This window comes from Bradyrhizobium sp. CCBAU 53340, from assembly GCF_015291645.1.
GTDB lineage: Bacteria > Pseudomonadota > Alphaproteobacteria > Rhizobiales > Xanthobacteraceae > Bradyrhizobium.
On sequence record NZ_CP030055.1, the window covers coordinates 6,405,831 to 6,430,915 of the forward strand.

Below are 25,085 nucleotides of genomic sequence, written 5' to 3' on the forward strand. Positions count from 1 at the left end.
CTCCCGATCAAACCTGAAAAATGGTCGGCTGAACCTGCTTCAGGCCCGGAACGGAACTGTGGATCATCGACTCGGAGTGTCCCACCAGCAAATACCCGCCCGGCCGCAAATGACTGCAAAGCTGTTCGACAACCTTGCGCTGCGTCGGCTTGTCGAAATAGATCAGCACATTGCGGCAGAAGATCATGTCGACGTCTCGGTCGACGGGATAGGATGAATCCATCAGGTTCATCCGCATGAAATGCGTCATGCGGCGCAGTTCGGGCGCCACCCGCACTTCGCCGCGCGACTTGTCGCGCGACGACAGGAAGTACCGCTTCACGAACGGTTCCGGCACCGGCGCGAGCACGTCGCGGGTGTAGATCGCGGTCTTGGCGAGGCGCAGCACCGCGGTCGAGATGTCGGTTCCCAGGATGCGATACTGAAACTTCGATCCGGCTCGCGTCATGTCGTCCAGCACCATGGCAACCGTGTAGGCTTCCATGCCGGTCGAGCTCGCCGAGCTCCAGACTTTCAGATTCGCATTCTTGCAGCCGTGCGACCTGAGAAGCGCGGGGATGGCGACCTCCCGCATGAAGGTGAAATGCTGCGGCTCGCGAAAGAAGTCGGTCTTGTTGGTGGTCACGACATCGATCAGATGGGTGAGCTCGGTGTCGAAATGATCGGCTTCGAACAGGTTCTCGACATATTCGTTGAGATCGGAGAAGTTCAGCGCGCGCACACGCTTGTGCAGGCGCCCCTCCAGCATCAGCCGCTTGCCCTGCGGCAGCTTGATGCCGACCTGACCCTCGATCAGTTCGGCAATGGTGCGGAAATGGCGGTCCGACAGATGCACAGCCGTATCCTGCATGGCGGGCATCATGGCCGCCAGCCCCGGCCCCGAAGGCCCGCATGCAGTGAATATCGGGCCATCGGGGCCATCTGGAATCCTACGCGGTTACGACAAAAGAAGGCAGGCCCACGCCTGGGCGAACCTGCCCCGAAAACCCTCAACGCTGAAAATCAGCGTCCCGATCATCCTCACCTTCGTGCATATCGAAAGCAAAGCCGCCGCCGCCCGCGACCTTCACGGCGCGCGCAGGCTTCGCCTGCGGCTTCCTGGCGGGACGCTCGACCGCTGCCATGGTCGCAGCCTTGGCGCGGAGCTGAGTGACGGCCCGATCGATCGACGCCGGCGCCTGGCTCTTGCTAGCGCGATCGATGCGGAAATAAGCGATCGTCGACTGAAGCTGTTCGGCCTGTGAGGCCAGCTCTTCCGAGGTCGAGGACACCTGCTCGGAGGCGCTGGCGTTCTGCTGCCCGACCTTGTCGAGCTGCTGGATCGCCTGGTTGATCTGCGAGGATCCGACATCCTGCTCGCGGCACGCGGCGGTGATCTCCTCGACCAGCTCAGCCGTCTTCTTGATGTCAGGAACGAGCTTGGACAACATCACACCAGCTTCCTGCGCGACCTTGACCGTGTCGGCCGACAGCGTGCCGATCTCGGCGGCGGCTGCCTGGCTGCGCTCGGCGAGCTTGCGCACCTCGGAAGCCACCACTGCAAAGCCCTTGCCGTGCTCGCCGGCGCGCGCGGCCTCGACCGCGGCATTCAGCGCGAGCAGATCGGTCTGACGCGCGATCTCCTGCACGATGGTAATCTTCTCGGCGATGGTCTGCATCGCGTTGACGGCGCGGCCGACCGCAGCACCGCTGGCCTCGGCATCCTTCGCCGACTGCGCTGCGATCTTCTCGGTCTGGTTGGCATTGTCGGCGTTCTGCTTCACGTTCGAGGCCATCTCTTCCATCGAGGAGGAGGCTTCCTCGGCCGACGAGGCCTGCTCGGTCGCCCCCTGCGACAGCTGCTCGGCGCTTGCCGACAATTCCTGGCTGCCGGCCGAGACGTTCTGCGCCGCGGTGAGAGCTTCCGACACAATCTGGCGGAGCTTCTCCACCATGCTCTCGAGCGCGAGGCCGAGGGTGTCCTTGTCCGACAGTGGCTTGGCTTCAATCGTCAAATTGCCCTGGGCAATCTCGTTGGCCACCGCCGCAGTGGCATTCAGGTTCTTGGTCATTCCGTTGAGCGACTTGATGAGATCGCCGATCTCGTCATTGCTGGTGGCGTCGATCTTGCGGCTGAGGTCTCCAATCGCAACCGCATCGGCAAGTCCGACCGCGCTGCTCAGCGCGCGGCTGATGCTGAGCGCGATCCATATCGCGGCCACGGCGGCAATCATGAGCGAGGCGATCACGAGGCTGAGCAGCATCAGCTCGGCACGGCTGCCCTCTTGGCGCGCCTGCTCGCTCTCCTCGGCCATCGCTTTCTTGACATAATTAATGTAGTCGTTCGCGGCGTTCAGTGCCACCGTCGTGGCCTTGAGGCCATCGTTCATGGAATGGTCGGTCGCCTTTGCCCTGTCCTGCCGGATCATCTTGATGGTCTGATCTTGCACCGTGTTTGCGTTGGCATAGGCGGCTCCAAACGCATCGAGCATCTTCCGGCCGGCTTCGCTGGCCCCGTTGTAAGCCTCGTCTTTGATCTTAATCACATGCTCGCGGAGCTCGGCGATCTGGCCTGCGAAGCGGTCCTGATCGGCCTCGCTCGCCGCAAGGATCGCATTCTTCTCGGCCCGCACCTGAAGCAGGACGCTCGCCTGCATGTCAGCCACCTCGGCGAGGCGAGCCGCTCTGGCCGACAAATGTTCGGTCGTGAGGACCGTCTCATTCAGCTTCAGATAGGCGACGCCGCCGGCGATCATGGAGAGGAGAATGACGAGGCCGAACGCGCTCGCGAGCTTGGCCTTGACCGTGAATCTCATGACAGGTCTCATTGGTTCAAAATTGATGTGCTTACGCCAGACTACGCTCTGTTCCAAATATCAGGCCGCGCGGGACGCATCCGCGGCCTTGTCTCTTCCTTCCGGGATCTCGTCGTTCGCCATCAGCTTGGCGAGATCGAAGATCACGACGAATTTCTCGCCCTTGCGGCCGATGCCGGCGGCGTAATCCGACTGCCACTTGCCGCCGACCTCGGGGATCGGCTCGATCGCCTGCTCGTCGATGTCGGTAACCTCGAACACGCAGTCGGCCACAAAGCCGACGCCGACCAGGCGGTCCTTCATCGGCACGTCGAGGATGATGATGCGGGTCGCCTCGGTGGCTGCGACCGCCGGAAGGCCGAGCTTGGTGCGGAGATCGACGATCGGATATCCCGCGCCGCGCACATCGATCATGCCGAGCAGGAAACTCGGCGCATGCGGCAGACGTGAGATCGGCCGCATGTCGAGAATCTCCCGGACATTGCGAATGCTGATGCCGAACGTCTCGCCGGCGAGCCCGAGGGTCAGATATTGCGAGGTTGCGGCCATTGCTAAAGTCCAGGGGTCAGATGGTTGTTGATGTCAGCGCTGAAATTCGGCGTCGCGATCGTCTTCGCTGTCGTGCATGTCGAAAGCAAAGCCACCGCCGTTGGCGACCTTGATCGCGCGAGCTGACCTGGGCACGGGTTTCTTCGCGCCACGTTCCGTCGCCTGCATCTGCACTGCCTTGCCGCGGAGCTGGGTGACGGCGCGTTCGATCGGCGCGGATGCGGCACGCTCGCCCCGCTCGGCTTGCTCGATACGGAAGAACGAGATGGTCGATTGCAGCTGCTCGGCCTGCGAGGCGAGCTCTTCCGAGGTCGAGGACACCTGCTCTGAGGCGCTGGCGTTCTGCTGGCCCACCTTGTCGAGCTGCTGGATCGCCTGGTTGATCTGCGTGGAGCCGACATCTTGCTCGCGGCAGGCCGCCGTGATTTCCTGGACCAGCTCGGCCGTCTTCTTGATATCGGGCACCAGCTTCGACAGCATGTCGCCGGCGTCCTGGGCGACTTTCACGGTCTCTGTCGAGAGCGTGCCGATATCGGCTGCAGCAGCCTGACTGCGCTCGGCAAGCTTGCGCACTTCGGAGGCGACCACCGCAAAGCCCTTGCCATGCTCGCCGGCACGCGCGGCTTCGACCGCCGCGTTCAGAGCCAGCAGGTCGGTCTGACGCGCGATCTCCTGCACGATGGTGATCTTCTCCGCGATGGTCTGCATCGCCTGGACGGCCCGGCCGACGGCGACGCCGCTGGCTTCGGCATCCTTGGCCGACTGCGCGGCGATCTTCTCGGTCTGGTTGGCGTTGTCGGCATTCTGCTTCACGTTCGAAGCCATCTCTTCCATCGACGAAGAGGCTTCCTCGGCGGAAGAGGCCTGCTCGGTCGCGCCCTGCGAGAGCTGCTCGGCGCTCGCCGAAAGCTCCTGACTGCCGGCCGAGACATTCTGCGCAGCTGTGATTGCTTCCGAGACGATCTGGCGAAGCTTCTCCACCATGGTCTCGAGAGCGATACCCAGCTTGTCTTTGTCGGAGATGCGCTTGGCTTCCACGGTGAGATTGCCGCGGGCGATTTCGTTGGCAACCTGGGCATTGGTGTTGAGGCTCTTGATCATGCGCTCGAGCGCGATCCCCAGGGTGTCCTTGTCGGACAAGCGCTTCGCTTCCACGTCCAGATTGCCCAATGCGATCTCGTTGGCAACCGCGGCTGTCCCGTTGAGATTCGCGGTCATGGCATTCAGTGCTTTGACGAGATCGCCGATCTCGTCGTTGCTCTTGACGTCGATGGTCTGGCCGAGATCGCCAACCGCGACGGCATTTGCCAAGCCAACGGCTTTCGTCAATGCTCGGCTGATGCTGAGCGCCATCAGGGTTGCGGCGGCAGCGCCGATGACCAAGGAGGCAATGAGGATGGCGATGAGGATCATCTGGGCGTGGCTGCTATCCGCCCTTGATTGTTCTGCCCGGTCATCCATGAGCTTCTTGAGGAAGCCGACATAATCCTCCAGGCCCTTTGACGCCTCGGCGACTGCCTTGCGGACCGGTCCGGTCGACTGCTCCAGAGCCTTCGCCTTGTCGGATCGCGCCAATTTGAGCGACTCATCCTGAGCCGCGTTTACGCTGCCATAGAGCGACGAGAGCCGGTCGAGCATCTTCTTTCCGGTTTCGGTGGCCGTCGCGTAGATTTCATCCTTGGTCTTGAGTAGGTCCTCGCGAATCTTGCGGACCTCGCTCACATAGCGATCAACGTCGCTATCCGACTGCGCCAGGATGGCGTTCTTTTCAGCGCGGACTTGCAGCAGGAGATCCTTCTGCAATTCGTCGGCCTTGATCGATCGACCTGCGGCCCCGATCAGGACCTCGGTCGTGCTCGCCATCTCGCTGAGCTTAATATAAGCAACAGTGCCCGCAATGATGGAGAGGAGAAGAACCACCCCAAAGGCAGTGGCAAGCTTTGCTTTGACGGTGAAGCGCATAGTCAAGACCTTCGGGCCTGGCCCGGTTTGATGTTGGAAACCACGAGCGACATCACCTGCTGCGCCCGTCCAGCACCCTCACTTAGCGTTGGAACTCGGCGTCGCGATCGTCTTCGCCGTCATTCATGTCGAAGGCGAAACCGCCACCACCCGCCACCTTCGTCGCGCGCGCCGGCTTGCGCGCGGGCACAGGCTTCTTCGCGCCGCGCTCCGCCGCCTGCATCTGTCCCGCCTTGCTGCGAAGCTGGGTGACGGCACGCTCGATCGGCGCGGCCGCGGCGATCTCAGCACGCCCGGCCTGCTCGATGCGGAAGAACGAGATGGTCGATTGCAGCTGTTCGGCTTGCGAGGCGAGTTCTTCCGACGTCGAGGACACCTGCTCGGAGGCGCTGGCGTTCTGCTGGCCCACCTTGTCGAGCTGCTGGATCGCCTGGTTGATCTGCGAGGAGCCGACATCCTGCTCGCGGCAGGCGGCGGTGATTTCCTGCACCAGCTCGGCCGTCTTCTTGATGTCGGGCACGAGCTTCGACAGCATGGAGCCGGCTTCCTGCGCGACCTTTACGGTCTCGCTTGACAGCGTGCCGATATCGGCCGCGGCAGCCTGGCTGCGCTCGGCGAGCTTGCGCACTTCGGAAGCGACCACCGCAAAGCCCTTGCCATGCTCGCCGGCGCGCGCAGCCTCGACCGCGGCATTCAGCGCGAGCAGATCGGTCTGACGCGCGATCTCCTGCACGATGGTGATCTTCTCTGCGATGGTCTGCATCGCTTCGACGGCACGGCCGACGGCAACGCCGCTGGCTTCCGCATCCTTGGCCGACTGTGCCGCGATCTTCTCGGTCTGGTTGGCGTTGTCGGCGTTCTGCTTCACGTTCGAGGCCATCTCTTCCATCGAAGAGGATGCTTCCTCGGCGGAAGAGGCCTGCTCGGTCGCGCCCTGCGAGAGTTGCTCGGCGCTGGCGGAGAGCTCCTGGCTGCCGGCAGAGACGTTCTGGGCGGCGGTGAGCGCCTCCTGGACGATCTGCCGAAGCTTCCCGACCATGGTGTTCAGCGACTTGATCAGATCGCCGATCTCGTCATTGCTGGCTGAAGGGATCGTCTGGTTGAGGTCGCCGTCGGCGACAGCGCCGGCAAGGCCGACGGCGCGGCCGAGCGACCGGCTGATCGAGATCGAGATCCACAAGGCCGCAGCGACAGCGACCAGGAGCGAGGCGCCCAGCAGCGTCATCAACATCAACTGCGCCTGATGCCCCTCCTCCTTCGACTGGACGGCCTGTTCAGCCATCTGCTTCTTGGTGTTCCCCACATAGACGCCCACAGCATCGAGGGCGTCCGCGACCACCTTGCGGCCTTCGCCGATGGTGCGTTCGGTTGCCTTGACCTTGTCGACCTTCGCCAGGCGGATGGTCTCTTCCTGGTAGGCATTCATCTTGCCGAGCGCGACGGTGAAGACATCCAGCAGTTTCTTGCCTTGTTCGCTCGCGAGCGCGTAGACCTCGTCCTTGGTCTTCAGCGTCTGCTCACGGCGGTTGGCGGCGTCCGTGACAAATTGCTCGTATTCGTTCTCCGAAACCAGGATGGAATTCTTTTCGGCCCTCAACTGAAGCAGGATGAGCTTCTCGATCTCGGCCGCCTTCTCCATGCGCTTGGCGCGCAGGACCATGGTATCGGCCGTCGCCATCATGTCGCCGAGCTTGAAGTATGCGACGCCGCCCGCGACCATACAGAGGACGATGACCAGGCCGAACGCACTGGCAAGCTTTGCCTTGACCGTGAATCTCATATCCAGCCCCTTGAATTCCAGTCTCGCCCCGAGACCTAGTTTCAATTCAGAATGCGTTCCATGTTCGGAACGATGACGAACTCTTCACGCCATTTCGCAATGAAGCGAATGAACTCGGGCTTCCAGTGCATGCCGACGCGCGGCGTCTGCTGCACAGCGGCCTGCGATATCTCGGTGACCTCGTAGACTTTGTCGGCGGTTACGCCGACAAGTACCGGTTCGTTGTCGAGTTCGATCTCGATCACCACGATCCGTGTTTCGGCGGAATCCTCGAGCTGCGGCATGCCGAAGCGGATGCGTAGGTCCGCAAGCGGGATGACATTGCCACGCACGTTGATCACGCTCGGAACGAAGGACCGCGCGCCGGCGACCTTCGTCACGGGCACGGGGTCGATGATCTCGCGGACTAGACCCGCGTCGAGCGCAAATTTCTCCTCGCCGAGGCCGATCATCACGACCTGCATTGCGCCTGACTGGTGTTCGGCTGCCTGTCCGTCCGTCATCACGCCGCCTCGCTGATGTGCTGCTGCTCGACCTTCGACTGCGCCAGCGTGACGAGCTGCGCGACATCGAGGATCAGCGCCGCTGTGCCGTCACCCAGGATGGTCGCCCCGGAGAAGATGGTGACGTCCGAATGCAGCTTGGACAGCGACTTGATGACGGTCTGGTGGTTGCCGATGATCTGATCGGCAACCAGGCCGACGTGAGTCTCGCCGGTCGAAATGATGATCGTCTTCTGGTGACGATCCGGCGCACCCGACGACGACATGATCTCGCGCAGGCGCAGAAATGGCACCAGATTGCCGCGCACATTGAGGAAGTTGCGGCCGCGCGAGCGCTCGTCCTCGGCGGTCAGCTCGATGCATTCCTCCACCGCCGACAGCGGAATGATGTAGCGGCCCTCGCCGACGCGGATCAAAAGGCCTTCGATGATCGCGAGCGTCAGCGGCAGGCGCAGCGTCACAGTAGTGCCCTGGCCCGGCCGCGTCGACAGGTCGATCGAGCCGCGCATGTTCTCGATGGTGCGCTTGACGACGTCCATGCCGACGCCGCGGCCGGACAGCGCCGAAATGGTCTGTGCGGTCGAGAAGCCCGGATGGAACAGGAACTGGTGGATCTCGTGATCGGTCAGCACGGCACCGGCCGCGATCAGGCCCTGCTCTTCGGCCTTGGCGCGGATGCGCGCGGTGTTGAGACCGCCGCCATTGTCCCTCACGGTGACGAGCACTTGCGCGCCGGAATGCACGGCCGCGAGCTCGATCCGGCCCTGCTCGGTCTTGCCGTTGGCAGTGCGGGTCGCGGTGTCCTCGATGCCGTGGTCGATGGCGTTGCGGATCAGGTGCACCAGCGGATCGGCCAGGCACTCGATCATTGTCTTGTCGAGCTCGGTATCCTCGCCCGAGGTGACGAACTCGACCGGCTTCGACAGATCGCGCGACAGATCGTGGATCAGGCGGCGGAAGCGACCGAACAGCGAGCCGATCGGCACCATGCGCGCGCCCATCGTGGTGTCGCGCAAGGAGGAGGCAAGGCGCTCGATCTCTTCAGCGATCATCTTGATCGAGAGATCCGAACCGGAGGCAGCAAGCTGGCTCAGCCGCGCTTGCGCGATCACGAGCTCGCCGACCCGGTCCATCAGCTCGTCAAGGCGCTCGGCCTGGACGCGGACCGTGGCGATGCCGCGCTCGTCGCGCTTGGCTTCGGCCTTCGGTTCAGGTTTCGGTTCGACTTTGACGTCGGGCTTGGCCTGCGGCGCGGGCTCTGCCTTTGCGACGGGCTGCTCGATGACGGGGGCTGCAACGGCCTCAACGACCGGTGCGGGCATCTCTGCCACCGAGATCGGCTCTTCGTCGAGCAGCTGGAACAGCGGCGCCGGCGCGGGCGCTTCGACGTGCTCCAGCGGCGAGAGTGTCAGCTTCATCTCGTCGGAGACGAACATGAAGACGTCGTCGATCGCGTCCTTGTCACAGGCCGCGTGCAGCTTGACGTCCCACTTCAGATAGCAATCTTCCGGTTCCATCTCGTCGAGGAACGGGACGCCGTCGGTCACGGGCACAACGAAGCAGGGACCGAGCTTGCAGAGATCCTCCAGCAGATCGAGCGGGTTCGAGCCATTGCGCAGGATGTGGGATTCGAATTCCAGGTAGAGATGCCAGCCGGCCTGCTTGCTCTCGACGGGCGCGAGCGGCGGCGCTTCAGCGATCTCGGCAACGGCAGCAGCGGGCTCATCCGACGACACGAAACGCTTGAGATCGTCGAGGATGGCTTCTCCGATGATGTCGTCGGTCGACTGCGGATCCTCGATCAGCGCGCGGATATAATCCTTGGCCGCGAGCGCGACCGAGATCAGCTCCTGAGTCGGCTTGATCTCGCCCTTGCGGACACGGTCGAAGGCGGTCTCGAATTCGTGGGTGAAGGAAGCGACCTTGTCGAAGCCGAACATCGCACCCGATCCCTTGATCGTGTGCAAGGCGCGGAAGGCAGAATCGACCAGTTCGCGGTCGTCGGGACGCTGGCCGAGGTCGAGCAGCGCCCCTTCAAGGACTTCGAACAGCTCGCTGGCTTCCTGGCGGAAGACCTCGGTCGGGTCCACCGCGCTCATGCGCGCACCAGTTTTGCGACGACGGCGAGCAACTGCTCAGGCTTGAACGGCTTGGTGATCCATCCCGTCGCCCCGGCGCTCTTGGCTTCCTGCTTCACCGTGTCGTTGGATTCGGTGGTGAGGAACACGATAGGCATGCCCACCGCGCTCGGCAGCTTGCGCAGCGCCTTGATCAGCTCAAGGCCGTTCATGACCGGCATATTGAGGTCGGTGATGACGAGGTCGAGCTTGCTGGCCTGTGCCTTGGCGAGGCCTTGCGCGCCGTCACCGGCCTCGATCACGCTGTGACCAGCCGGCTCGAGCACGACCTTGATCATCTGCCGGATGCTGGGAGAGTCGTCGACCGTGAGAATCGTGGCCATTAGATGCCATCTTTCTTTTGCGGGAAGTGCTGATCGATCATCGCTTCGCTGGCAAAGCCGGCGCGGCGAAGGGTGTTGCGCAGAGACTTGGAAAAAGAAGTCAGCACTACCGGGCGGCCTTGGGCGTCGCCGGTCTTGGCTGCCGACAGCAGTAGCTGGATCGAGGTCACGTCGGCCTTGTCGACGCTCGAGCAGTCGATCTCGAGTCGGTCCTGACGACTGAAAGCTTCGCGGATCAGGTCGTAGACGCTACGGATCGCAGCAATGCTGCAATCTGCAGGCAGCCGCAGGGACCACTTCGGCGTGGTGACATCAGACGACATTCGTCCCCCAAATTTCATCGGGATTCGCCGCGCGCAAGGCGCGAATCCCGCACGATGACTATCCGCATCGGAGAGTATGCAAACTCCTAATGGAGCGGGCCGTACAACTACGGGTCACATTCCTCATAACTTCGCCTATGCATGCAAGCGTGCACGGAAACGCTCAAATCTCGTGCGCTGCGCACAATGTTGAAGCAGATTGCGGCGGCCCGCGCGTTTGCTCCACGTTAAATCGCGGGGGTTATTTGTTGAGGCCATGCCTCGCCATCCGAACGAGTCCGGCCGCCGATGCTGACCCAAGCGCTTCTGGTTGATGACAGCCGCTCTGTCCTCAATTTCCTGAAACGTCTTATCGAAGCGGAAGGCCTCGTCGAGGCCACGACATTTCTCGACCCCGTCGAAGCCTTGGCCTGTGCGCGCGAGCGCGTCTTCGACCTCGTGCTTGTCGACTACGAAATGCCGCACCTGGACGGCATCAGCTTCATTCGCACGCTTCGTACGCTGCCTGGCTGCGCCGACATTCCGATCGCGATGATCACGTCGCGTCAGACCGACGACGTCAAAATGGAAGCGCTGCAGGCAGGTGCAACCGATTTCCTGCCCAAGGCACCGCAAAGCGTCGAGATGACGGTGCGCTTGCGGAATTTGATTCAGCTTGGTGCAGCCGTACGCAAGCTCAACGATCGCGCCGCGCATTTGGCGAGCGAAGTCGCCGCCGCAACACGCAAGCTCGGCGAGCGTGAGGAAGAGATCATCCTGCGGCTGGCGCTCGCAGTGGAATACCGTGACAACGATACGGGCGAGCACACGTTGCGGGTCGCCCGCTACAGCCGGATCATCGCCGAACAGCTCGGTCTTCCCGCCCGGCTCTGCCGTGACATCTATCTCGCCGCGCCCCTGCACGACGTCGGCAAGGTCGCCATTCCCGACAACATCCTGCTCAAGCCGGGCAAGTTGACCAGCGACGAGATGGCGGTGATCCGCACTCATGCGACGATCGGCGCGAGGATTTTGGCCGATTCCAGCTGCGAGCTGATTCAGCTCGGAGCGCAGATTGCCGCAGGCCATCACGAGCGTTGGGACGGCGCCGGCTATCCTGATGGCCTCAAGGCGGAGGAGATCCCGGTCGCCGCGCGGGTGGTCGCGGTCGCCGACGTCTTCGACGCCCTGACGACGCGACGGCCATATAAAGAGCCGCTGCCGCTGGAATCGGCGCGCGACTATCTGGTCGAAAACCGGGGACGGCAGTTCGACCCGGCCTGCGTCGAGGCCTTTCTGTCGCGCTGGGCGGAGGTGGCGGCGATCGCCGCCGGGCAAGCTGGGACAGCCTTGCTGAAATCCGAGACTGCGCTCGCGCCCTTTATATCCGGGGCGATCGGGGTCCATCCGGACCAGGACCGGGCACCGGAGACAGCCCCGGTCTGACCTTGAGCATGCAATGCCGGTTTGCCGCGGCGCCGTTTTCTGCCATCAACGGTTCAAACCTGTTGCTGCTAGGGTGCTGCAATGCCAAGAGTGATTCTGATCACACTAGCCGGAACGATCCCCTGCTAGGCTCGCGCCGGGACGTGGGTCCGTCTCCTATCGATCGAACTGGATGAGAAAGTCATGAGAAGCCTGATCGGCGCCATTGTCGGCCTGTTTTGCCTGAGTGCGCCGGCCGTCGCAGAAACGCCGGCCGCCATCGTCGAGGACGTTCAGGGCAAGGTCAACGGCATCGAATTCATGGACTATGTGGCGCCCGGCAAGATCATCAAGCTCGGCCCCAAGGCCGGCATCACGCTCTCCTATCTGAAATCCTGCCTGCGCGAGACGATCACCGAAGGCGTCGTGCTGGTCGGAGCGGAGCAGAGCACCGTGCAACTCGGCAACGTCGAGCGCGTCAAGGTGCCGTGCGATGCCAGCGCCGTGCAGCTCTCCGAACGCGAGGCGAACCAGAGTGCGGCGACCACGTTCCGCACCATGCGAGCCGATCCCGGCAGCGCGCCGGCCAAGCTGCCGACGATCTACGGTGTCGCACCGCTGATTCAGGCCAAGCGCGGCAGCACGTTGGTGATCGAACGCACCGACGGCAAGGAGCCCACGATCAGCGTGTCGCTCGGGAGCGACAACATGGTGGCCGGAAAGTTCTACGACTTTGCGAAAGCCGGAAAATCGCTGACCCCGGGCGGCAGCTATCTCGCCAAGATCGGCACCAAGCGCTACACCTTCCAGGTCGACGCCAGCGCGACGTCGTCGCCGACGCCGATTGTCGGCCGCCTGCTGCGGCTCGAATAGACGGCGCGCGTCAGCAGCGATGCGGCGGATCGGCAGGCGGAACATCGTTGCGGCGATCCTGATTGCGCTCGTTGCGGGCGCGGCGTTCTCGTCTCCGCCGCTCCAGAGACTGCAAGGTCTCTCGCTCGACATCCTCACGGCGCTGCGCTGGAAATTGATTGGCGACCGTCGCGATCCCGCCACATCGCCGGTGGTGGTCGTGGCAATCGACGGGGAGACCTACGACACGCCACCCTTCAAGGGATCGCCGACGCAGACCTGGACGCGTGAGATCGGCCGCGTGCTTGGGAGCATCACCGAGGGCGGCGCCAAGGTGATCGGATTCGATGTCATCTTTCCCAGCTCGATCGAGCAGTCCGAAATTCCCTTTGGCGACGCCTCATTCGGCAACCGTGTGAAGGGATTTGACCGGGACTATCTGATCGCGCTCAGAAAGCTCTCCGACAGCGGCAAGCTCGTGCTCGGCGAGATCCTGAGCAACGACCATCCGGACAGACCCGATCGTGCGCAGCAGCTGGCGGTGAAAGGCAATATCCGCGCCCTCAATGTCCATACCGACGCCGACAATGTGATCCGGCGGATGCCGCTGAGTTTTTCCATCGAGCGCCAGCCGGTACCGGCAATGGCCGTCGAACTCGCGGCGCGATCCCTGGATGCAAAGCCCGAGACCGGACCGAGCGGCGCGACGATTTTGTCCGGCTATGCGATCCCAAGCGCAGTCCCCAATACGCTCACCCTCAACTTTCGCGGCATGGGCCGCGACATCCCGGCCTACTCTTTCGCCGATCTGCGCGCCTGTATCGAGAAGGGAGACACCGACTTCTTCCGCCGCGCTTTCGACGGCAAGATCGTGCTGCTCGGCAGCATCCTCAATTTCGATGACCGCAAGCTGACCTCGATGCATCTGGCGGGCGGATATGACGGGGTGCCGGCGGCGCGATGCGCCCTGCCCAGCCCTGCAAGCGTACGGCAAATGGCCCGGAGCTCAGTAGCCGGCGTCTTCGTCCACGCCACGGCCGTGCGGAATCTGATCGAGCATGATGCCATCACCGAACTCGGCGTGCCGGCGCGGCTTATTCTGACGATCGTGTTCGCGGCCGTCATTGCCGCGGCCGCCTGCCTGCTCGCTCCGACCGGCGCGGCGATCACCTGGCTTGCGCTCACCGTCGCCTATACTGCCGTCGCCGTCAGCACCTTCGCGCATGCCATCGCGCTTCCTCTGACCGAACCCGTGCTCGCGGGCCTCGCCGCTCTCGCAATGATGATCGGCTACCGCTTCGTGATCGCCGACCGCGAGGAACGCTTCCTGCGCAAGAGCTTTGCGTTCTACCTCGCGCCCGAGGTGATCGACAGCATGGTGGCCTCCGGCAAGATGCCCGTGCTCGGCGGCGAGATGCGCGACATCACCATGTTCTTCTCGGACCTCAGCGGCTTCTCCTCGATTGCCGAGAAGATGACGCCCGCCGAGCTGGTCGCGTTGATGAACGAGTATCTCTCCGCCATGACGGACATCATCGAAAGCCATGGCGGCTATGTCGACAAATATATCGGCGATTCCATCGTCGCCATGTTCGGCGCACCAGCCGACGATCCCGACCACGCGCGGCACGCGGTCGCGGCCGCGCTGCAATGCCGCGACCGGTTGGAGGACCTCAACGACAACCATCCCGCATTCCGGGGCCGCGGCCTTGCCCATCGCATCGGGCTGAACAGCGGCGAGGCCGTGGTCGGCAATATCGGCTCACGCCGGCGCTTCAACTACACGGTCATGAGCGACACCGTAAACCTCGCCTCGCGACTCGAAGGCACCAACAAATATTATGGCACCGTAATCATGGCCTCTGAGGCAACTGTGAGCCAAAGCCGCGACGCCTATACCTGGCGCGAACTGGACCTGGTCAGGGTGCAGGGCCGCGACGAGCCGATCCGGGTGTACGAGCCGCTCGCCGAGAAGAACCGGGAGACACAGGAGCGAGGCATCCGCGCGGCGACCTACGCCAGAGGATTGGCATGTTGGCGTGCGCGCGACTTCGCCAAAGCGGCCGAACTGTTCGAAGCCGCCGCCGGCGATGATCCGCCGTCTCGATATTTTGCCCGGCGCGCCCGCGCATTGGCGACGAATCCACCGCCGGCGGACTGGACCCCAGTGAATACGCTGGAAGGGAAGTAGCGATCTCTTACCCTCCCCTGGAGGGGGAGGGTCGGCTCACATTGAGCGTAGCGAAATGTGAGACGGGGTGGGGTGATCTCTCCCCACGAACGCTGTACGTTGCGGAGAGACCGTCACCCCACCCCGCTCGCGCTTCGCGCGATCGACCCTCCCCCTCCAGGGGAGGGTGAGAGGCCGACGCTAAAACGGCAATCCCACATAATTCTCCGCGAGCAACCGCTGCGCCGTCTCGGACGAGAACAGGTACTCAAGCTCCGTCTGCTGGAGCCGGTCTTCATACTCGGAACGGTCGGGGAAACGATGCAGCATCATCGTCATCCACCACGAGAAGCGCTGCGCCTTCCAGATCCGCGCCAACGCTTTGGCGGAATAGCCTTTCAGCCCGGAATCGTCGCCCTGCTGATAATGGCCGAGCATCGCATGATAGAGATAGTAGATGTCGGAAGCAGCACTGTTCAGCCCACGAGCTCCGGTCGGCGGTACGATGTGGGCGGCATCGCCAGCGAGAAACAGGCGGCCATAGCTCATCGGTTCGGCGACGAAGCTGCGCAGCGGTGCAATGCTCTTTTCGATCGAGGGGCCGGTGATCAGCCGTGCAGCGACCTCGTCCGGCAAGCGACGTTTCAGCTCGGCCCAGAACGCATCGTCCGACCAGTCCTCGACCTTGTCGGTGAGCGGCACCTGGACATAATACCGGCTCAGCACCTGTGAGCGCAGCGAGCAGAGCGCAAAGCCACGTTCGTGCTTCACATAGATCAGCTCCGGGGACACCGGCTTGGTCCGCGACAGCACCCCTAACCAGCCGAACGGATAGACCTTCTCATATTCACGCAGTACGTCCTTCGGGATCGATTTGCGGCTGACGCCGTGAAAGCCGTCTGCGCCGACGATGTAGTCGCAATCGACGCGAATCGTCTCGCCGTTCGCGCGATACGTCACATAGGGCCGATCCGACGTCAGATCATGCGGCGTGACGTCCTCGGCATTGTGCACCACCTTGCCGCCGAGCCGATCACGCGCCTCGTAGAGGTCGCGCGTCAGCTCGGTCTGGCCGTAGACCAGCACCGAATTGCCGCCGGAATGCTTGTGCAGATCGATATGGGAGAGCACGCCGTCATGGGCGATCTCGAAGCCGTTATGGATCTCGCCCTCGCGGTCCATCCGCTCGCCGCATTGCGCCTCGCGCATCAGCCGTGCGAAGCCGTGCTCGAGCACGCCGGCGCGGATGCGGGCCAGCACGTGGTCGCGGCTGTACTTCTCCAGCACGACCGTGTCGATGCCCTTCAGGTGCAGGAGCTGGGACAGCAACAGCCCTGACGGCCCACCGCCGATAATACAGACCTGAACTTTCATTTTTCCGTCCTCCCGTCGGCACTTTTTTGCAGATTTTGCAGTCCGGACCGATGGAGGCTTTCGCCATTATCTTGTACTATTCGAACATGATAGGCGCAGCCCCCACTCCGGCCATCCGGGTCTACAATCTGTTCGGCGAAGCCGGCGACCTGCCTGACGTCGTCCATTGCGAGACGATCGCGTCCCGCTCGGTGCTGCATGACTGGACTCTTGCCGTGCACCGGCATGCCCGGCTGCACCAGGTGCTGCTGATCGAGCGCGGCGGCGGCGAAGCGACGCTCGACGGACGCCTGGTTCCCTTGAAGCCGATGCAGATCGTCAACGTCCCGGTCGGCCATGTCCATGGCTTCCGCTTCATTCCAGACACACAAGGCTGGGTCCTGACTATCGCCGCGGAAATCCTGGACGAGGCGCTGCTCGCCGCCGAGGGTCTGCGCAGCGTGCTGGCGCGATCCGCCGTGGTGCGCGGCACGCCGCAGATCCGTGCCACCATGAAGCAAATCTTCGCCGAGCATGCCGCACGCGATTTTGGCCGCGCGCATGTCCTGCGCGCATTGTCGGCAGCCATGATCGGCCTCGTGGCACGTGCGCTCACGGGGGAAAGCGGCGACAGCGGCAGCGCGGAATCAAATCTGTTCCGCCGCTTCGAGGTCCTGCTGGAACAGCATCATCTCGAGCGCTGGAGCGTTGCGGACTACGCGAAGGCGCTGGCGATCACGCCGACCCATCTCAACCGGGTCACGCGGGCAGCAACCGGCGACACCGCCTCGCACCTGATCCTCAACCGGCTGATCCGCGAGGCGCGGCGCAACCTCGTCTATACCAACCTGCCGGTCTCGACGATCGCCTACGCCCTCGGCTTCGAGGACCCCGCCTATTTCAGCCGGGTCTATGCCGCAGCCACCGGCCTTTCGCCACGCGCCTTTCGCGCGCAGCTTTACGGCGACGAATAGCGCCACCACTCGCACCTCTTGCAAACGGCGCGGTCCTCCCTTATGTACGCGCCTCACTTTGTAATCAGGCAACCGACAATGCGGCAGTCACAGCAAGCATCAGCGCTGATGATGACGGGAGGGCTAATGCCCTCGTCCGCCGTGGATCTGCTTTGCGCCTGAACGAACGTCACACCTGACAATCGAAGCGGCCCGGAGCGGATACGGCTCCGGGTGCCGAACGAGCTCTCGCGGTGCCCCGAGTCGTGCAAATCCAGCACGGGAGCTCGAGCACCACAGGTGTCCTATGTCCAAAGAGAAGTTCACTCGCCTCAAGCCCAACTGCAACGTGGGCACGATCGGCCATGTGGACCACGGCAAGACGACGCTGACGGCGGCGCTGACGAAGGTCTCGGCCGATTACGGCTGGGGCGCCTTCGTCTCCTATCAGGACGTCGCCAGGGCATCGGCTGCGCAAGGTACGCGTGACGATTCCAAGATCCTGACGATCGCGACAAGCCACGTCGAGTTTTCGACGGCGACGCGACACTATTCGCACGTCGACTGTCCAGGCCATGCCGATTATGTGAAGAACATGATCACGGGCGCGGCGCAGATGGACGGCGCGATCCTGGTCGTCTCCGCAACCGACGGGCCGATGCCGCAGACGCGCGAGCACATCCTGCTGGCGCGCCAGGTCGGCGTACCGCGTATCGTGGTGTTCCTGAACAAGTGCGATGTCGCTGACGATCCCGAGCTCATCGATCTCGTCGAGATCGAGGTGCGCGATCTCCTGTCGAAATACGCCTACGACGGGGACAACGCGCCGGTCATTCGCGGCTCGGCCATCCAGGCGCTGCGCGGCGAGACCGGTCCGCTGGCGGATCAGGCGATCCTGAAGCTGTTTGATGCGCTCGATAGCTATATCGAGGTGCCAGAGCGGCCGAAAGATCGTCCGTTCCTGATGCCGATCGAAGGCGTGCAATCGATCTCCGGCCGCGGCACCGTCGTGACCGGGCTGATCGAGCGCGGCACGGTCAAGCTCGGCGACGAGGTCGAGATCGTCGGCCTCGGCGAGACGCGCAAGTCAGTGGTGACGGGCATCGAGACCTACCGGAAGATCCTCGAGCAGGGGCAGGCCGGCGACAATGTCGGCTGCCTGCTGCGCGGGATCGACCGGGAGACCGTGCAGCGAGGCCAGGTGCTGTCGCGCCCGGGCGCTGCGAAGCCGCACCGGGCGTTCCGGGCGGAGGTGTACGTGCTGACGAAGGACGAAGGCGGGCGGCATACGCCCTTCTTCAAGAACTATCGTCCGCAGTTCTACTTCCGCACGGCCGACGTCACCGGCACCGTCCAGCTCGGCGATGGCGTCGAGATGATCATGCCGGGCGACAGCGCCGAGCTCTCGATCGAGCTCAACAAGGCGATCGCACTCGAAGAGCGGTCGCGCTTCGCGATCCGTGAAGGCAACCGCACCGTCGGTGCCGGCATCGTGACTGCGATCGTGGAGTAACGGATGGGGGCCGGATCAACCGGCCCCCATTCACGCGATGATCAAACTGAAGTCCCGGGCAATGCGCCTTACTGGTGCGCGGTCTCCCGCCCAGGCTCCGCGGACATATCCTCCGGGTGCCGCTTCTCGTAGTGCAGGAAGAGATCCAGCAGCGCCAGAAGCACGATGGCGATCCCGAAGCCGATGCTCAGATGCATCGCCCGCGTGTGCGGAAATCCGAGCAGCCAGGGCGAGGCGATGAGCCAGACGCCCATCAGGACGTTGGTCCATTCCTCCCAGTCCCGGTAAGCGATGATCGCCGCCAGCGAGAGCACGACGATGATCGCACTCGTAACCCATAGATCGATCTTGCCTTGGCTATTGGTCAGCTTGAACAGCCACGGCGATACGAAGAGGACGGCGGCGAGAAACAGATTGTAGACGTCAGGGGCCGTTTCGCGTTCTTGCAGCCTGCTCATGGCACAGCCTCCGCGAGGAATCTGTCAAAGCAAAGATCCGTAGGCGATTTGGTTCCTTTTCGTCGTGGACCAACTGGCTAGACTTTGGTCTCATTCACGAGCCGAAGCGGCGGCGATAATCCTGCGGCGCGGTCGCGAGCACGCGCAAAAAACTGCGGCGCATGGTCTCTTCCGACCCGAAGCCGCAACGCTGGGATATCCGCTTCACCGGCAGGCGTGTCTCCGACAGCATTCGCCGAGCCGCTTCCACCCGCAATCGTTCGATCGCGCGCAGCGGCGTCAGTCCGGTGGCCTTGGAATAGTGGCGGCTGAAACTGCGCTCGCTCATGCCGGCCTGATGAGCCAGTCGCGGCAAGGAGAGGTCGCCGGCGAGATGCTTGTTGATCCAGTCGTGCAGCGCGCCGAATTCGTCCTCGGCCGATTGCAGCGACAGCGCCTCGCTGAACTGCGCCTGACCACCCGGCCGCTTGAGGAAGACGACGAGATAGCGCGCCACGGCGAGCGCGGTGGTGCGGCCAAGATCCTCCTCGACCAAGGCCAGCGCCAGGTCGATGCCGGCCGTGACCCCGGCGGAGGTCCAGATGGCGCCGTCGCGCACGAAGATCGGATCGGACTCGACGCGTATGGCGGGGAAACGCTTCGCGAGCTCGGCGCAATATGACCAATGAGTCACCGCGCGCCGTCCGTCCAGGGCGCCCGACGCACCGAGCAGAAATGCGCCGGTGCAGACCGATGCAACGCGCCGCGCCTTTCTCACGCGCTGCCGCAACCAGCCCAGCAAGGCTGGATCGGATGCAGCGAGATCAACGCCCGGGCCTCCGGCGACCACCAGCGTGTCCAGCGCGCTGCCGCTGCGCGGAAGCGGCTCCGCTGCAATCTCGAGTCCTGACGACGCCGTCACGCGCGCGCGATCTTTCGCGACCACGCGAAGGACATAAGGCGGCGTTCCTCCGGCCTCCACGATCTGCTCGTTGGCGGTCGCGAATACCTGGAGCGGTCCGGTGACGTCGAGCAACTGCACCGACGGATAGGCCAGCACCTCGATCACGCGCGCGGAGCTGGCCCGCGCACGGGACAGTGAACTTGGCGAGAAGCGAGGGGTCTTTGGCATTTGCGCCACAGCGTGCCCGGTTAGAATGCCGCTGTCCAGCATCGAGTTGAGAGCGAAGCCATGATCCCGCCCGAGACCCATCTGCAAATCGGATCCCTGCTGTTCGACGACCTCGACCAGATCGACCTCACCGGTCCCTTCGAGGTGCTATCGCGCATCCCCAACGCGACCTATCGCGTCTATGCGAAAACGACCACGCCGGTGCGCGACCTCAAAGGCTTGCGGCTGACGCCGGATGCGACGCTCGCCGATGCGCCTCGGCTCGACGTGCTTCACGTGCCGGGCGGCTTCGGTCAGGAAGCCATCATGGAGGACGAGGAGGTGCTGTCCTGGATCCAGAAGCAGGTCGCAGGCGCCGGTCACATTTTCTCCGTCTGCACCGGTGCCCTGCTCCTCGGCGCGGCAGGATTGTTGCGCGAACGCCGGGCGACGACCCATTGGGCCTCGTTCCACCTGCTGCCGTTGTTCGGCGCCACTCCTGTCAATGAACGGGTGGTCGTCGACGGGAACTGGATCTTCGCCGCCGGGGTCACGGCCGGAATTGACGGTGCCCTCTGGCTCGCAGCCGAGCTCCGCGGCGACGACACCGCGCGCGCGATCCAGCTCTACATGCAGTATGCGCCGGAACCGCCATTCGACAGTGGCACGCCGGAACGTGCCCCGCGCCCGATCCTCGACCAGGCGAGGCGCGCAGTCGCCGGCATCACCGCACAGCGCGAGGCAACGGCCCGGCGGGTCGCGGCTCGGCTCGGAATCGCCGCCGCCAATCTCTAGCTCGCAACGCTCATATCGACCAACCGAAGGAGAACAGCATGAGCATAAAAACCTTTACCAGGACCGCTCCACCGGACTGGCTGCTCGCGATGTGGAAGGAGATCGACGACAAGACGTTCGGCAAGGGTTTCGACTGTTTCGCCGAAGATGCCATCTGCAATCTCGGCGTCGCCGATTGGCACGGCCGCGAGGCGATCCGCAACAATCTGCGTCAGTTCATCGACCGCGGCTTTACGGCGCTCCACGACGTCGTCGAGTTCTGGGATAGTCCAGAGCTCAAGATCTTTCACGGCAAGGTCGCGATGCGTTTCGACGACCCAAACATCGCACCCGTGAGACCGACGATGGTCCATTTCTTCTATATGGACGAAAAGGATCCCACCAGGGTCAAGCGCTGGGTCGGAGCAGTCGGACCGACGGGATTTTAGCTGGCGCGTCGCCGACGGAATTCGGCGATGCAGGTTCCTCCACGACAACAGAGCCGGCTGCATCTCGGGATGTGGCCGGCTCATTCCTGATCAGGTGACGCAAACATCGAAGAAGACAACCTCCTCCGGCCCCTGCAGATTGGTCGCGACGGAATACACGACCTTGACGCGCGCTCGTCGCTCGAAAATCGAAGACGGCTATCATCGGGATCAGACCAATTCGGACCGGGCCCGCCGCCATTCCCGCCGCTCCTACTTACCTTCGTATAGAGCGACCAATCCTTTGGATAGAGGTCCTTTACCTCCGTACAATTGAGCGTGAAACGCACACGTCTTAGCGTGGCTGCATTCGGTGCCCCGACGCCGGTGGCATGGACCTCCCATAGCCTTGGCGCAAGACGGCCATGCCTGTCCGGTCGTCTGCGCCACTTTTTCAACGGGCGATTGTCCCTTTTCAGTGTTTCATGGGGGCACACAGGACCCGGCACCTAGCAGCTTCCAGGCGGAACTGGGGATTTGTGCATCATGTCCTGGCCCAAGATCGCGCTCTTCATCGACGGCTCGAATCTTTATGCGACCACCAAGGCACTCGGCTTCGACATCGATTACAGGCGCCTGCTCAGCGAATTTCAGGGTCGCGGCACCCTGCTGCGGGCCTTCTACTACACGACGATCATCGAAGATCAGGAATATTCGTCGATCCGCCCGTTGATCGATTGGCTCGACTATAATGGCTACACCGTCGTCACCAAGCTGACCAAGGAATTCATCGACGCCACCACCGGCCGCCGCAAGGTGAAGCGCAGCATGGATGTCGATCTCGCCGTGAATGCGATGGAGCTCGCCGGGCACGTCGATCAGATCGTACTGTTCTCCGGCGATGGGGACTTTCGGTCGCTGGTGGAGGCCGTGCAGCGGCGTGGCGTCCGCGTGACGGTGGTCTCGACGCTCATCACCCAGCCGCCGATGGTCGCCGACGAGCTGCGCCGGCAGGCGGACGTCTTCACCGATCTGGCAGAACTAAAACCAAAAGTGGGGCGCGATCCGGCCGAACGGCCGGGATCGCGGGAAATACGTCAGCAGCCATCGCAATTCCTCAGCCGCGGAACGGTCAATCGAAGTGATCGGGTCGAATGATCCTGGCTGACGGCTGTCAGTTCGTCAGACGTCGAAGAACACGGTCTCGTCCGGCCCCTGCAGATTGACCGTGAAGGAATACACGACCTTGCCGGCACGCTCGCTCCGTGTGGCGATCAATGTCTTGCGACGCACTGGCGGCTCGACCAGGTTGAGCACGGGATCGGCGGCGTTAGCGGCTTCCTCGTCGGAGAAATAGAGTCGCGTGTTGAGGCCGATATTGATGCCGCGCGCGACGATCCAGAGGTTGACGTGCGGCGCGCATTTGCGACCCGTCCTGTCGACGATCGCGCCGGGCTTGATGGTCTCGAAAGTCACCACCCCGCTCTCGAAGTCGGAGCCGGCGCGACCCCAGCCGCGGAAGTCCTGATCCAGCGCACCGGTTGAGCGGTGGGCCGGATGGTTGTAGCGGCCGGCGGCATTGGCCTGCCAGATCTCGAGCAACACGTCGCGCAACGGCGTGCCGCTGCCGTCGAGCACCTTGCCTTCCAGCGTGATGCGTTCGCCTTGCGTGTTCGGCGTCACCAGCACGTTGGAAAAGTTCTTCTCGAAGATGTCGAAGCCGGCCATGGCCGGGATGAGGCCGATGTGGACATAGGGCCCGGCGGTCTGCGAGGCGGTTTCCTTGAGATAGTTGAGCGGCTGCGGCATTTGCTCAGTTCCCTTCGGGACGATTTTCGAAATAGGTGGAACGCTGGCCGCGCAGCACGATGTCGAAGCGGTAGGCGAGCGAGTCGAACGGCGTCGAGGCGTTGAGGTCGAGCGGCGCGACCAGACGGTCGAGCGCGTCCTTGTCCGGGATCGTCGTCAGGATCGGGCAGATCGGGATCAGCGGATCGCCCTCGAAGTACATCTGCGTGATCAGCCGCTGCGCAAAGCCCGAGCCGAACACCGAGAAATGGATGTGGGCTGGACGCCAGCTGTTGACGAAATTGCGCCAGGGATAGGGTCCGGGCTTCACGGTGCGGAAATAATAGTAGCCGGTGTCGTCGGTCAGCGCGCGGCCGCAGCCGCCGAAGTTTGGATCGATCGGGGCCAGATACGTATCCTTCTTGTGCCGGTAGCGGCCGCCGGCATTGGCCTGCCAGAACTCGACCAGCGTGTTCGGCACGCCGCGGCCGGTCTCGTCCAGCACGCGGCCATGGACGATGACGCGCTCGCCAACGGGATCGCCGTCCTTGGCGTAGTTGCGGATCAGATCGTTATCGAGCGGCCCGAGATCATTGTGACCGAACACCGGCCCTGTGATCTCCGAGACCGAGTTCTCGATCGACAGCAGCGACTGGCGCGGTGAGCGGAGCACCGAGGATTTGTAGCCGGGCGCATATGCCGGCGGATGGATCGAGCGGTCGCGCTGGAAGAAGCCGCCGTCGCGCGGCGTGAACGGCTCGGGGCGGTTGAGGCGAGGATCCTGCAAGGCTGGCGCCTGGACGTTCATCGGCGTTGTCTCTCCCTTGGGCGCCCCGGGGCCCGGGTGCGCGGCTTATTGAACGATAATGCCGCCCCCTATTCTCAAGATAAATAGATCGATTATAATGAATCCCATGAACAAAATCGATCATTTGGCCCTCGACGGCCACGCCCTCGAACTGTTCCTCGCCGTGCTGGAGGAAGGCTCGGTCACGGCGGCCGCGACGCGGCTCGGCCTGACGCAATCCGCAGTCAGCCACAGCCTCAACAAGCTGCGGCGGATCGTCGGCGATCCGCTGTTCGCAAAATCCGGCCGCGGCATCGTCGCAACCGCCCATGCCCAGGCGCTGGCCGCCAAGGCACGCGCGCTGATCGACGAGATGCGGAGCTTTGCCGGTGGCGTCACGTTCGAGCCGGCAAGCGCGCAGCTGTCGCTGACGATCGCCGCCAACGACTTCCAGCGCGACCTGCTGTTGCCGCGGTTCTTCGACCATGTCGCGGCGCAGGTAAAGAGCTTGAACCTGCGCGTGCTTCCCTCGCAATCTCCCACACCCGCGATGTTGCGCGAGAACCGCTGCGACCTTCTGATCACACCGCTGCCGCCGTCCGGCGTCGACATCGTACAGAAGCGCCTGCTGAGCGATCACTATGTCTGCTATTACGACGCCAAGGCGCGTCCCGCGCCAACCGACCGCAACGCCTATCTCGCGGCACGCCACATCACCGTGGTTTACACCGACAACGAGCGGCTCGACTTCGACCGTCGGCTCGCTGCCAACGGTTTCCATCGCGACATTGCCATCTCCGTGCCGAGCTTCTCCGGCGTACCGTCGTTTCTGCGCGGCTCGCAGATGCTGGCGAGCATGCCGAGCCTGCTCGCCTCCGGCGTCATGCACGGATTCGCACAGGCGCGGATTCCGCTAGCTTCACGCACGCGTACGCTAGCCGAGCTGCCGATGTTCATGGTCTGGCACCAGCGCTACCAGAAGGACCCGGCGCATCGCTGGGTCAGGGGCCAGCTCGAGACGATCGCAGCGACGGCCGCGGACGGCTGAACGCATCGGCTGCGTCCTATCGGCCACACCCACGTGCGGAAATGCTGCGCGGAGCGCAGTAGCAAGCCGACTTCAACCGAACGGTTGATGCGCA

At 63.4% G+C, this 25,085-nt stretch carries 23 protein-coding genes; 9 read left to right on the plus strand and 14 right to left on the minus strand.

The window, feature by feature from the left end; genetic code table 11:
* Nucleotides 1-7: 7 nt before the first annotated feature.
* The 9 genes from XH89_RS30290 to XH89_RS30330 form a co-directional block, all read right to left on the minus strand.
* Nucleotides 8-862, minus strand: a complete 855-nt coding sequence (locus XH89_RS30290) for a protein-glutamate O-methyltransferase CheR (RefSeq protein WP_194464004.1) — start codon at nt 860-862, stop codon at nt 8-10.
* Nucleotides 863-989: 127 nt separating this feature from the next.
* A complete protein-coding gene (locus XH89_RS30295; RefSeq protein WP_194464005.1) occupies nt 990-2,795 on the minus strand; it encodes a methyl-accepting chemotaxis protein in 1,806 nt (601 codons plus the stop codon).
* A gap of 60 nt (nt 2,796-2,855) precedes the next feature.
* Nucleotides 2,856-3,344, minus strand: a complete 489-nt coding sequence (locus XH89_RS30300) for a chemotaxis protein CheW (protein ID WP_194464006.1) — start codon at nt 3,342-3,344, stop codon at nt 2,856-2,858.
* A gap of 33 nt (nt 3,345-3,377) precedes the next feature.
* The gene (locus tag XH89_RS30305; RefSeq protein WP_194464007.1) at nt 3,378-5,306 is read right to left on the minus strand and encodes a methyl-accepting chemotaxis protein; all 1,929 of its coding nucleotides are present in this window, start codon (nt 5,304-5,306) and stop codon (nt 3,378-3,380) included.
* Between the two features lie 82 nt (nt 5,307-5,388).
* A complete protein-coding gene (locus XH89_RS30310; RefSeq protein WP_194464008.1) occupies nt 5,389-7,086 on the minus strand; it encodes a methyl-accepting chemotaxis protein in 1,698 nt (565 codons plus the stop codon).
* 41 nt (nt 7,087-7,127) lie between these two features.
* Entirely contained in the window at nt 7,128-7,589 is a 462-nt protein-coding gene (locus tag XH89_RS30315) for a chemotaxis protein CheW (RefSeq protein WP_194464009.1), read from the minus strand.
* Nucleotides 7,589-9,688 carry a chemotaxis protein CheA gene (locus XH89_RS30320; RefSeq protein WP_194464010.1) on the minus strand — a complete coding sequence of 700 codons (2,100 nt, stop codon included), beginning with the start codon at nt 9,686-9,688 and terminating at the stop codon, nt 7,589-7,591. Before XH89_RS30320 ends, XH89_RS30315 begins: the two co-directional genes overlap by 1 nt.
* Nucleotides 9,685-10,050 carry a response regulator gene (locus XH89_RS30325; protein WP_194464011.1) on the minus strand — a complete coding sequence of 122 codons (366 nt, stop codon included), beginning with the start codon at nt 10,048-10,050 and terminating at the stop codon, nt 9,685-9,687. Before XH89_RS30325 ends, XH89_RS30320 begins: the two co-directional genes overlap by 4 nt.
* Nucleotides 10,050-10,373 (minus strand): STAS domain-containing protein, encoded by a 324-nt coding sequence (locus XH89_RS30330; protein WP_194464012.1) that lies wholly within the window; start codon nt 10,371-10,373, stop codon nt 10,050-10,052. Before XH89_RS30330 ends, XH89_RS30325 begins: the two co-directional genes overlap by 1 nt.
* 288 nt (nt 10,374-10,661) lie before the next feature.
* Between XH89_RS30330 and XH89_RS30335 the strand changes: the two genes are divergently transcribed.
* The 3 genes from XH89_RS30335 (at nt 10,662) to XH89_RS30345 (ending at nt 14,820) form a co-directional block, all read left to right on the plus strand.
* On the plus strand, nt 10,662-11,798 hold the full coding sequence (locus XH89_RS30335; protein WP_194464013.1) for an HD domain-containing phosphohydrolase: 1,137 nt from the start codon (nt 10,662-10,664) through the stop codon (nt 11,796-11,798).
* 183 nt (nt 11,799-11,981) lie between these two features.
* A complete protein-coding gene (locus XH89_RS30340) occupies nt 11,982-12,650 on the plus strand; it encodes a hypothetical protein (RefSeq protein WP_194464014.1) in 669 nt (222 codons plus the stop codon).
* A gap of 19 nt (nt 12,651-12,669) precedes the next feature.
* A complete protein-coding gene (locus tag XH89_RS30345) occupies nt 12,670-14,820 on the plus strand; it encodes a CHASE2 domain-containing protein (protein ID WP_194464015.1) in 2,151 nt (716 codons plus the stop codon).
* Between the two features lie 180 nt (nt 14,821-15,000).
* Here the strand turns inward: XH89_RS30345 and pobA are convergent, their stop codons facing one another.
* Nucleotides 15,001-16,173 carry a 4-hydroxybenzoate 3-monooxygenase gene (gene pobA, locus XH89_RS30350; protein ID WP_194464016.1) on the minus strand — a complete coding sequence of 391 codons (1,173 nt, stop codon included), beginning with the start codon at nt 16,171-16,173 and terminating at the stop codon, nt 15,001-15,003.
* Nucleotides 16,174-16,223: 50 nt separating this feature from the next.
* On the opposite strand from pobA, the gene XH89_RS30355 reads away from it, so the two are divergent.
* Both XH89_RS30355 and tuf read left to right on the plus strand, forming a co-directional pair.
* Nucleotides 16,224-17,126 carry a helix-turn-helix domain-containing protein gene (locus XH89_RS30355; RefSeq protein WP_194464017.1) on the plus strand — a complete coding sequence of 301 codons (903 nt, stop codon included), beginning with the start codon at nt 16,224-16,226 and terminating at the stop codon, nt 17,124-17,126.
* 286 nt (nt 17,127-17,412) lie between these two features.
* The gene (gene tuf, locus XH89_RS30360; protein ID WP_194464018.1) at nt 17,413-18,618 is read left to right on the plus strand and encodes an elongation factor Tu; all 1,206 of its coding nucleotides are present in this window, start codon (nt 17,413-17,415) and stop codon (nt 18,616-18,618) included.
* Between the two features lie 68 nt (nt 18,619-18,686).
* Here the strand turns inward: tuf and XH89_RS30365 are convergent, their stop codons facing one another.
* Both XH89_RS30365 and XH89_RS30370 read right to left on the minus strand, forming a co-directional pair.
* Complete coding sequence (locus tag XH89_RS30365) at nt 18,687-19,076, minus strand: SPW repeat protein (RefSeq protein WP_194464019.1); 390 nt, start codon at nt 19,074-19,076, stop codon at nt 18,687-18,689.
* 94 nt (nt 19,077-19,170) lie between these two features.
* Nucleotides 19,171-20,187 (minus strand): GlxA family transcriptional regulator, encoded by a 1,017-nt coding sequence (locus XH89_RS30370; protein WP_194464020.1) that lies wholly within the window; start codon nt 20,185-20,187, stop codon nt 19,171-19,173.
* Between the two features lie 60 nt (nt 20,188-20,247).
* On the opposite strand from XH89_RS30370, the gene XH89_RS30375 reads away from it, so the two are divergent.
* The 3 genes from XH89_RS30375 to XH89_RS30385 all read left to right on the plus strand — a co-directional run bounded on the left by XH89_RS30375 (nt 20,248) and on the right by XH89_RS30385 (nt 22,526).
* On the plus strand, nt 20,248-20,961 hold the full coding sequence (locus XH89_RS30375; RefSeq protein WP_194464021.1) for a DJ-1/PfpI family protein: 714 nt from the start codon (nt 20,248-20,250) through the stop codon (nt 20,959-20,961).
* Between the two features lie 38 nt (nt 20,962-20,999).
* The gene (locus XH89_RS30380; protein WP_194464022.1) at nt 21,000-21,389 is read left to right on the plus strand and encodes a nuclear transport factor 2 family protein; all 390 of its coding nucleotides are present in this window, start codon (nt 21,000-21,002) and stop codon (nt 21,387-21,389) included.
* A gap of 525 nt (nt 21,390-21,914) precedes the next feature.
* The gene (locus XH89_RS30385; protein WP_194464023.1) at nt 21,915-22,526 is read left to right on the plus strand and encodes an NYN domain-containing protein; all 612 of its coding nucleotides are present in this window, start codon (nt 21,915-21,917) and stop codon (nt 22,524-22,526) included.
* A 24-nt stretch (nt 22,527-22,550) separates the two neighbouring features.
* Here XH89_RS30385 and pcaG read toward each other — a convergent pair whose 3' ends face one another.
* Complete coding sequence (pcaG, locus tag XH89_RS30390) at nt 22,551-23,177, minus strand: protocatechuate 3,4-dioxygenase subunit alpha (RefSeq protein WP_194464024.1); 627 nt, start codon at nt 23,175-23,177, stop codon at nt 22,551-22,553.
* 4 nt (nt 23,178-23,181) lie between these two features.
* The gene (gene pcaH / locus XH89_RS30395; RefSeq protein ID WP_194464025.1) at nt 23,182-23,964 is read right to left on the minus strand and encodes a protocatechuate 3,4-dioxygenase subunit beta; all 783 of its coding nucleotides are present in this window, start codon (nt 23,962-23,964) and stop codon (nt 23,182-23,184) included.
* Between the two features lie 97 nt (nt 23,965-24,061).
* On the opposite strand from pcaH, the gene XH89_RS30400 reads away from it, so the two are divergent.
* Entirely contained in the window at nt 24,062-24,991 is a 930-nt protein-coding gene (locus XH89_RS30400) for a LysR family transcriptional regulator (RefSeq protein ID WP_194464026.1), read from the plus strand.
* Nucleotides 24,992-25,085 lie beyond the last annotated feature (94 nt).

Bases quoted from the DNA above. Each gene is read 5' to 3' on its own strand.
- XH89_RS30400 (WP_194464026.1), top strand. From the start codon at position 24,062: ATGAATCCCATGAACAAAATCGATCATTTGGCCCTCGACGGCCACGCC.
- XH89_RS30365 (WP_194464019.1), bottom strand. From the start codon at position 19,076: ATGAGCAGGCTGCAAGAACGCGAAACGGCCCCTGACGTCTACAATCTG.
- XH89_RS30375 (WP_194464021.1), top strand. From the start codon at position 20,248: ATGATCCCGCCCGAGACCCATCTGCAAATCGGATCCCTGCTGTTCGAC.
- XH89_RS30355 (WP_194464017.1), top strand. From the start codon at position 16,224: ATGGAGGCTTTCGCCATTATCTTGTACTATTCGAACATGATAGGCGCA.
- XH89_RS30315 (WP_194464009.1), bottom strand. From the start codon at position 7,589: ATGACGGACGGACAGGCAGCCGAACACCAGTCAGGCGCAATGCAGGTC.
- pobA (WP_194464016.1), bottom strand. From the start codon at position 16,173: ATGAAAGTTCAGGTCTGTATTATCGGCGGTGGGCCGTCAGGGCTGTTG.
- XH89_RS30300 (WP_194464006.1), bottom strand. From the start codon at position 3,344: ATGGCCGCAACCTCGCAATATCTGACCCTCGGGCTCGCCGGCGAGACG.
- tuf (WP_194464018.1), top strand. From the start codon at position 17,413: ATGTCCAAAGAGAAGTTCACTCGCCTCAAGCCCAACTGCAACGTGGGC.
- XH89_RS30305 (WP_194464007.1), bottom strand. From the start codon at position 5,306: ATGCGCTTCACCGTCAAAGCAAAGCTTGCCACTGCCTTTGGGGTGGTT.
- XH89_RS30295 (WP_194464005.1), bottom strand. From the start codon at position 2,795: ATGAGATTCACGGTCAAGGCCAAGCTCGCGAGCGCGTTCGGCCTCGTC.
- pcaH (WP_194464025.1), bottom strand. From the start codon at position 23,964: ATGAACGTCCAGGCGCCAGCCTTGCAGGATCCTCGCCTCAACCGCCCC.
- XH89_RS30385 (WP_194464023.1), top strand. From the start codon at position 21,915: ATGTCCTGGCCCAAGATCGCGCTCTTCATCGACGGCTCGAATCTTTAT.
- pcaG (WP_194464024.1), bottom strand. From the start codon at position 23,177: ATGCCGCAGCCGCTCAACTATCTCAAGGAAACCGCCTCGCAGACCGCC.
- XH89_RS30380 (WP_194464022.1), top strand. From the start codon at position 21,000: ATGAGCATAAAAACCTTTACCAGGACCGCTCCACCGGACTGGCTGCTC.
- XH89_RS30335 (WP_194464013.1), top strand. From the start codon at position 10,662: ATGCTGACCCAAGCGCTTCTGGTTGATGACAGCCGCTCTGTCCTCAAT.
- XH89_RS30290 (WP_194464004.1), bottom strand. From the start codon at position 862: ATGATGCCCGCCATGCAGGATACGGCTGTGCATCTGTCGGACCGCCAT.
- XH89_RS30370 (WP_194464020.1), bottom strand. From the start codon at position 20,187: ATGCCAAAGACCCCTCGCTTCTCGCCAAGTTCACTGTCCCGTGCGCGG.
- XH89_RS30345 (WP_194464015.1), top strand. From the start codon at position 12,670: ATGCGGCGGATCGGCAGGCGGAACATCGTTGCGGCGATCCTGATTGCG.
- XH89_RS30340 (WP_194464014.1), top strand. From the start codon at position 11,982: ATGAGAAGCCTGATCGGCGCCATTGTCGGCCTGTTTTGCCTGAGTGCG.
- XH89_RS30325 (WP_194464011.1), bottom strand. From the start codon at position 10,050: ATGGCCACGATTCTCACGGTCGACGACTCTCCCAGCATCCGGCAGATG.
- XH89_RS30310 (WP_194464008.1), bottom strand. From the start codon at position 7,086: ATGAGATTCACGGTCAAGGCAAAGCTTGCCAGTGCGTTCGGCCTGGTC.
- XH89_RS30330 (WP_194464012.1), bottom strand. From the start codon at position 10,373: ATGTCGTCTGATGTCACCACGCCGAAGTGGTCCCTGCGGCTGCCTGCA.
- XH89_RS30320 (WP_194464010.1), bottom strand. From the start codon at position 9,688: ATGAGCGCGGTGGACCCGACCGAGGTCTTCCGCCAGGAAGCCAGCGAG.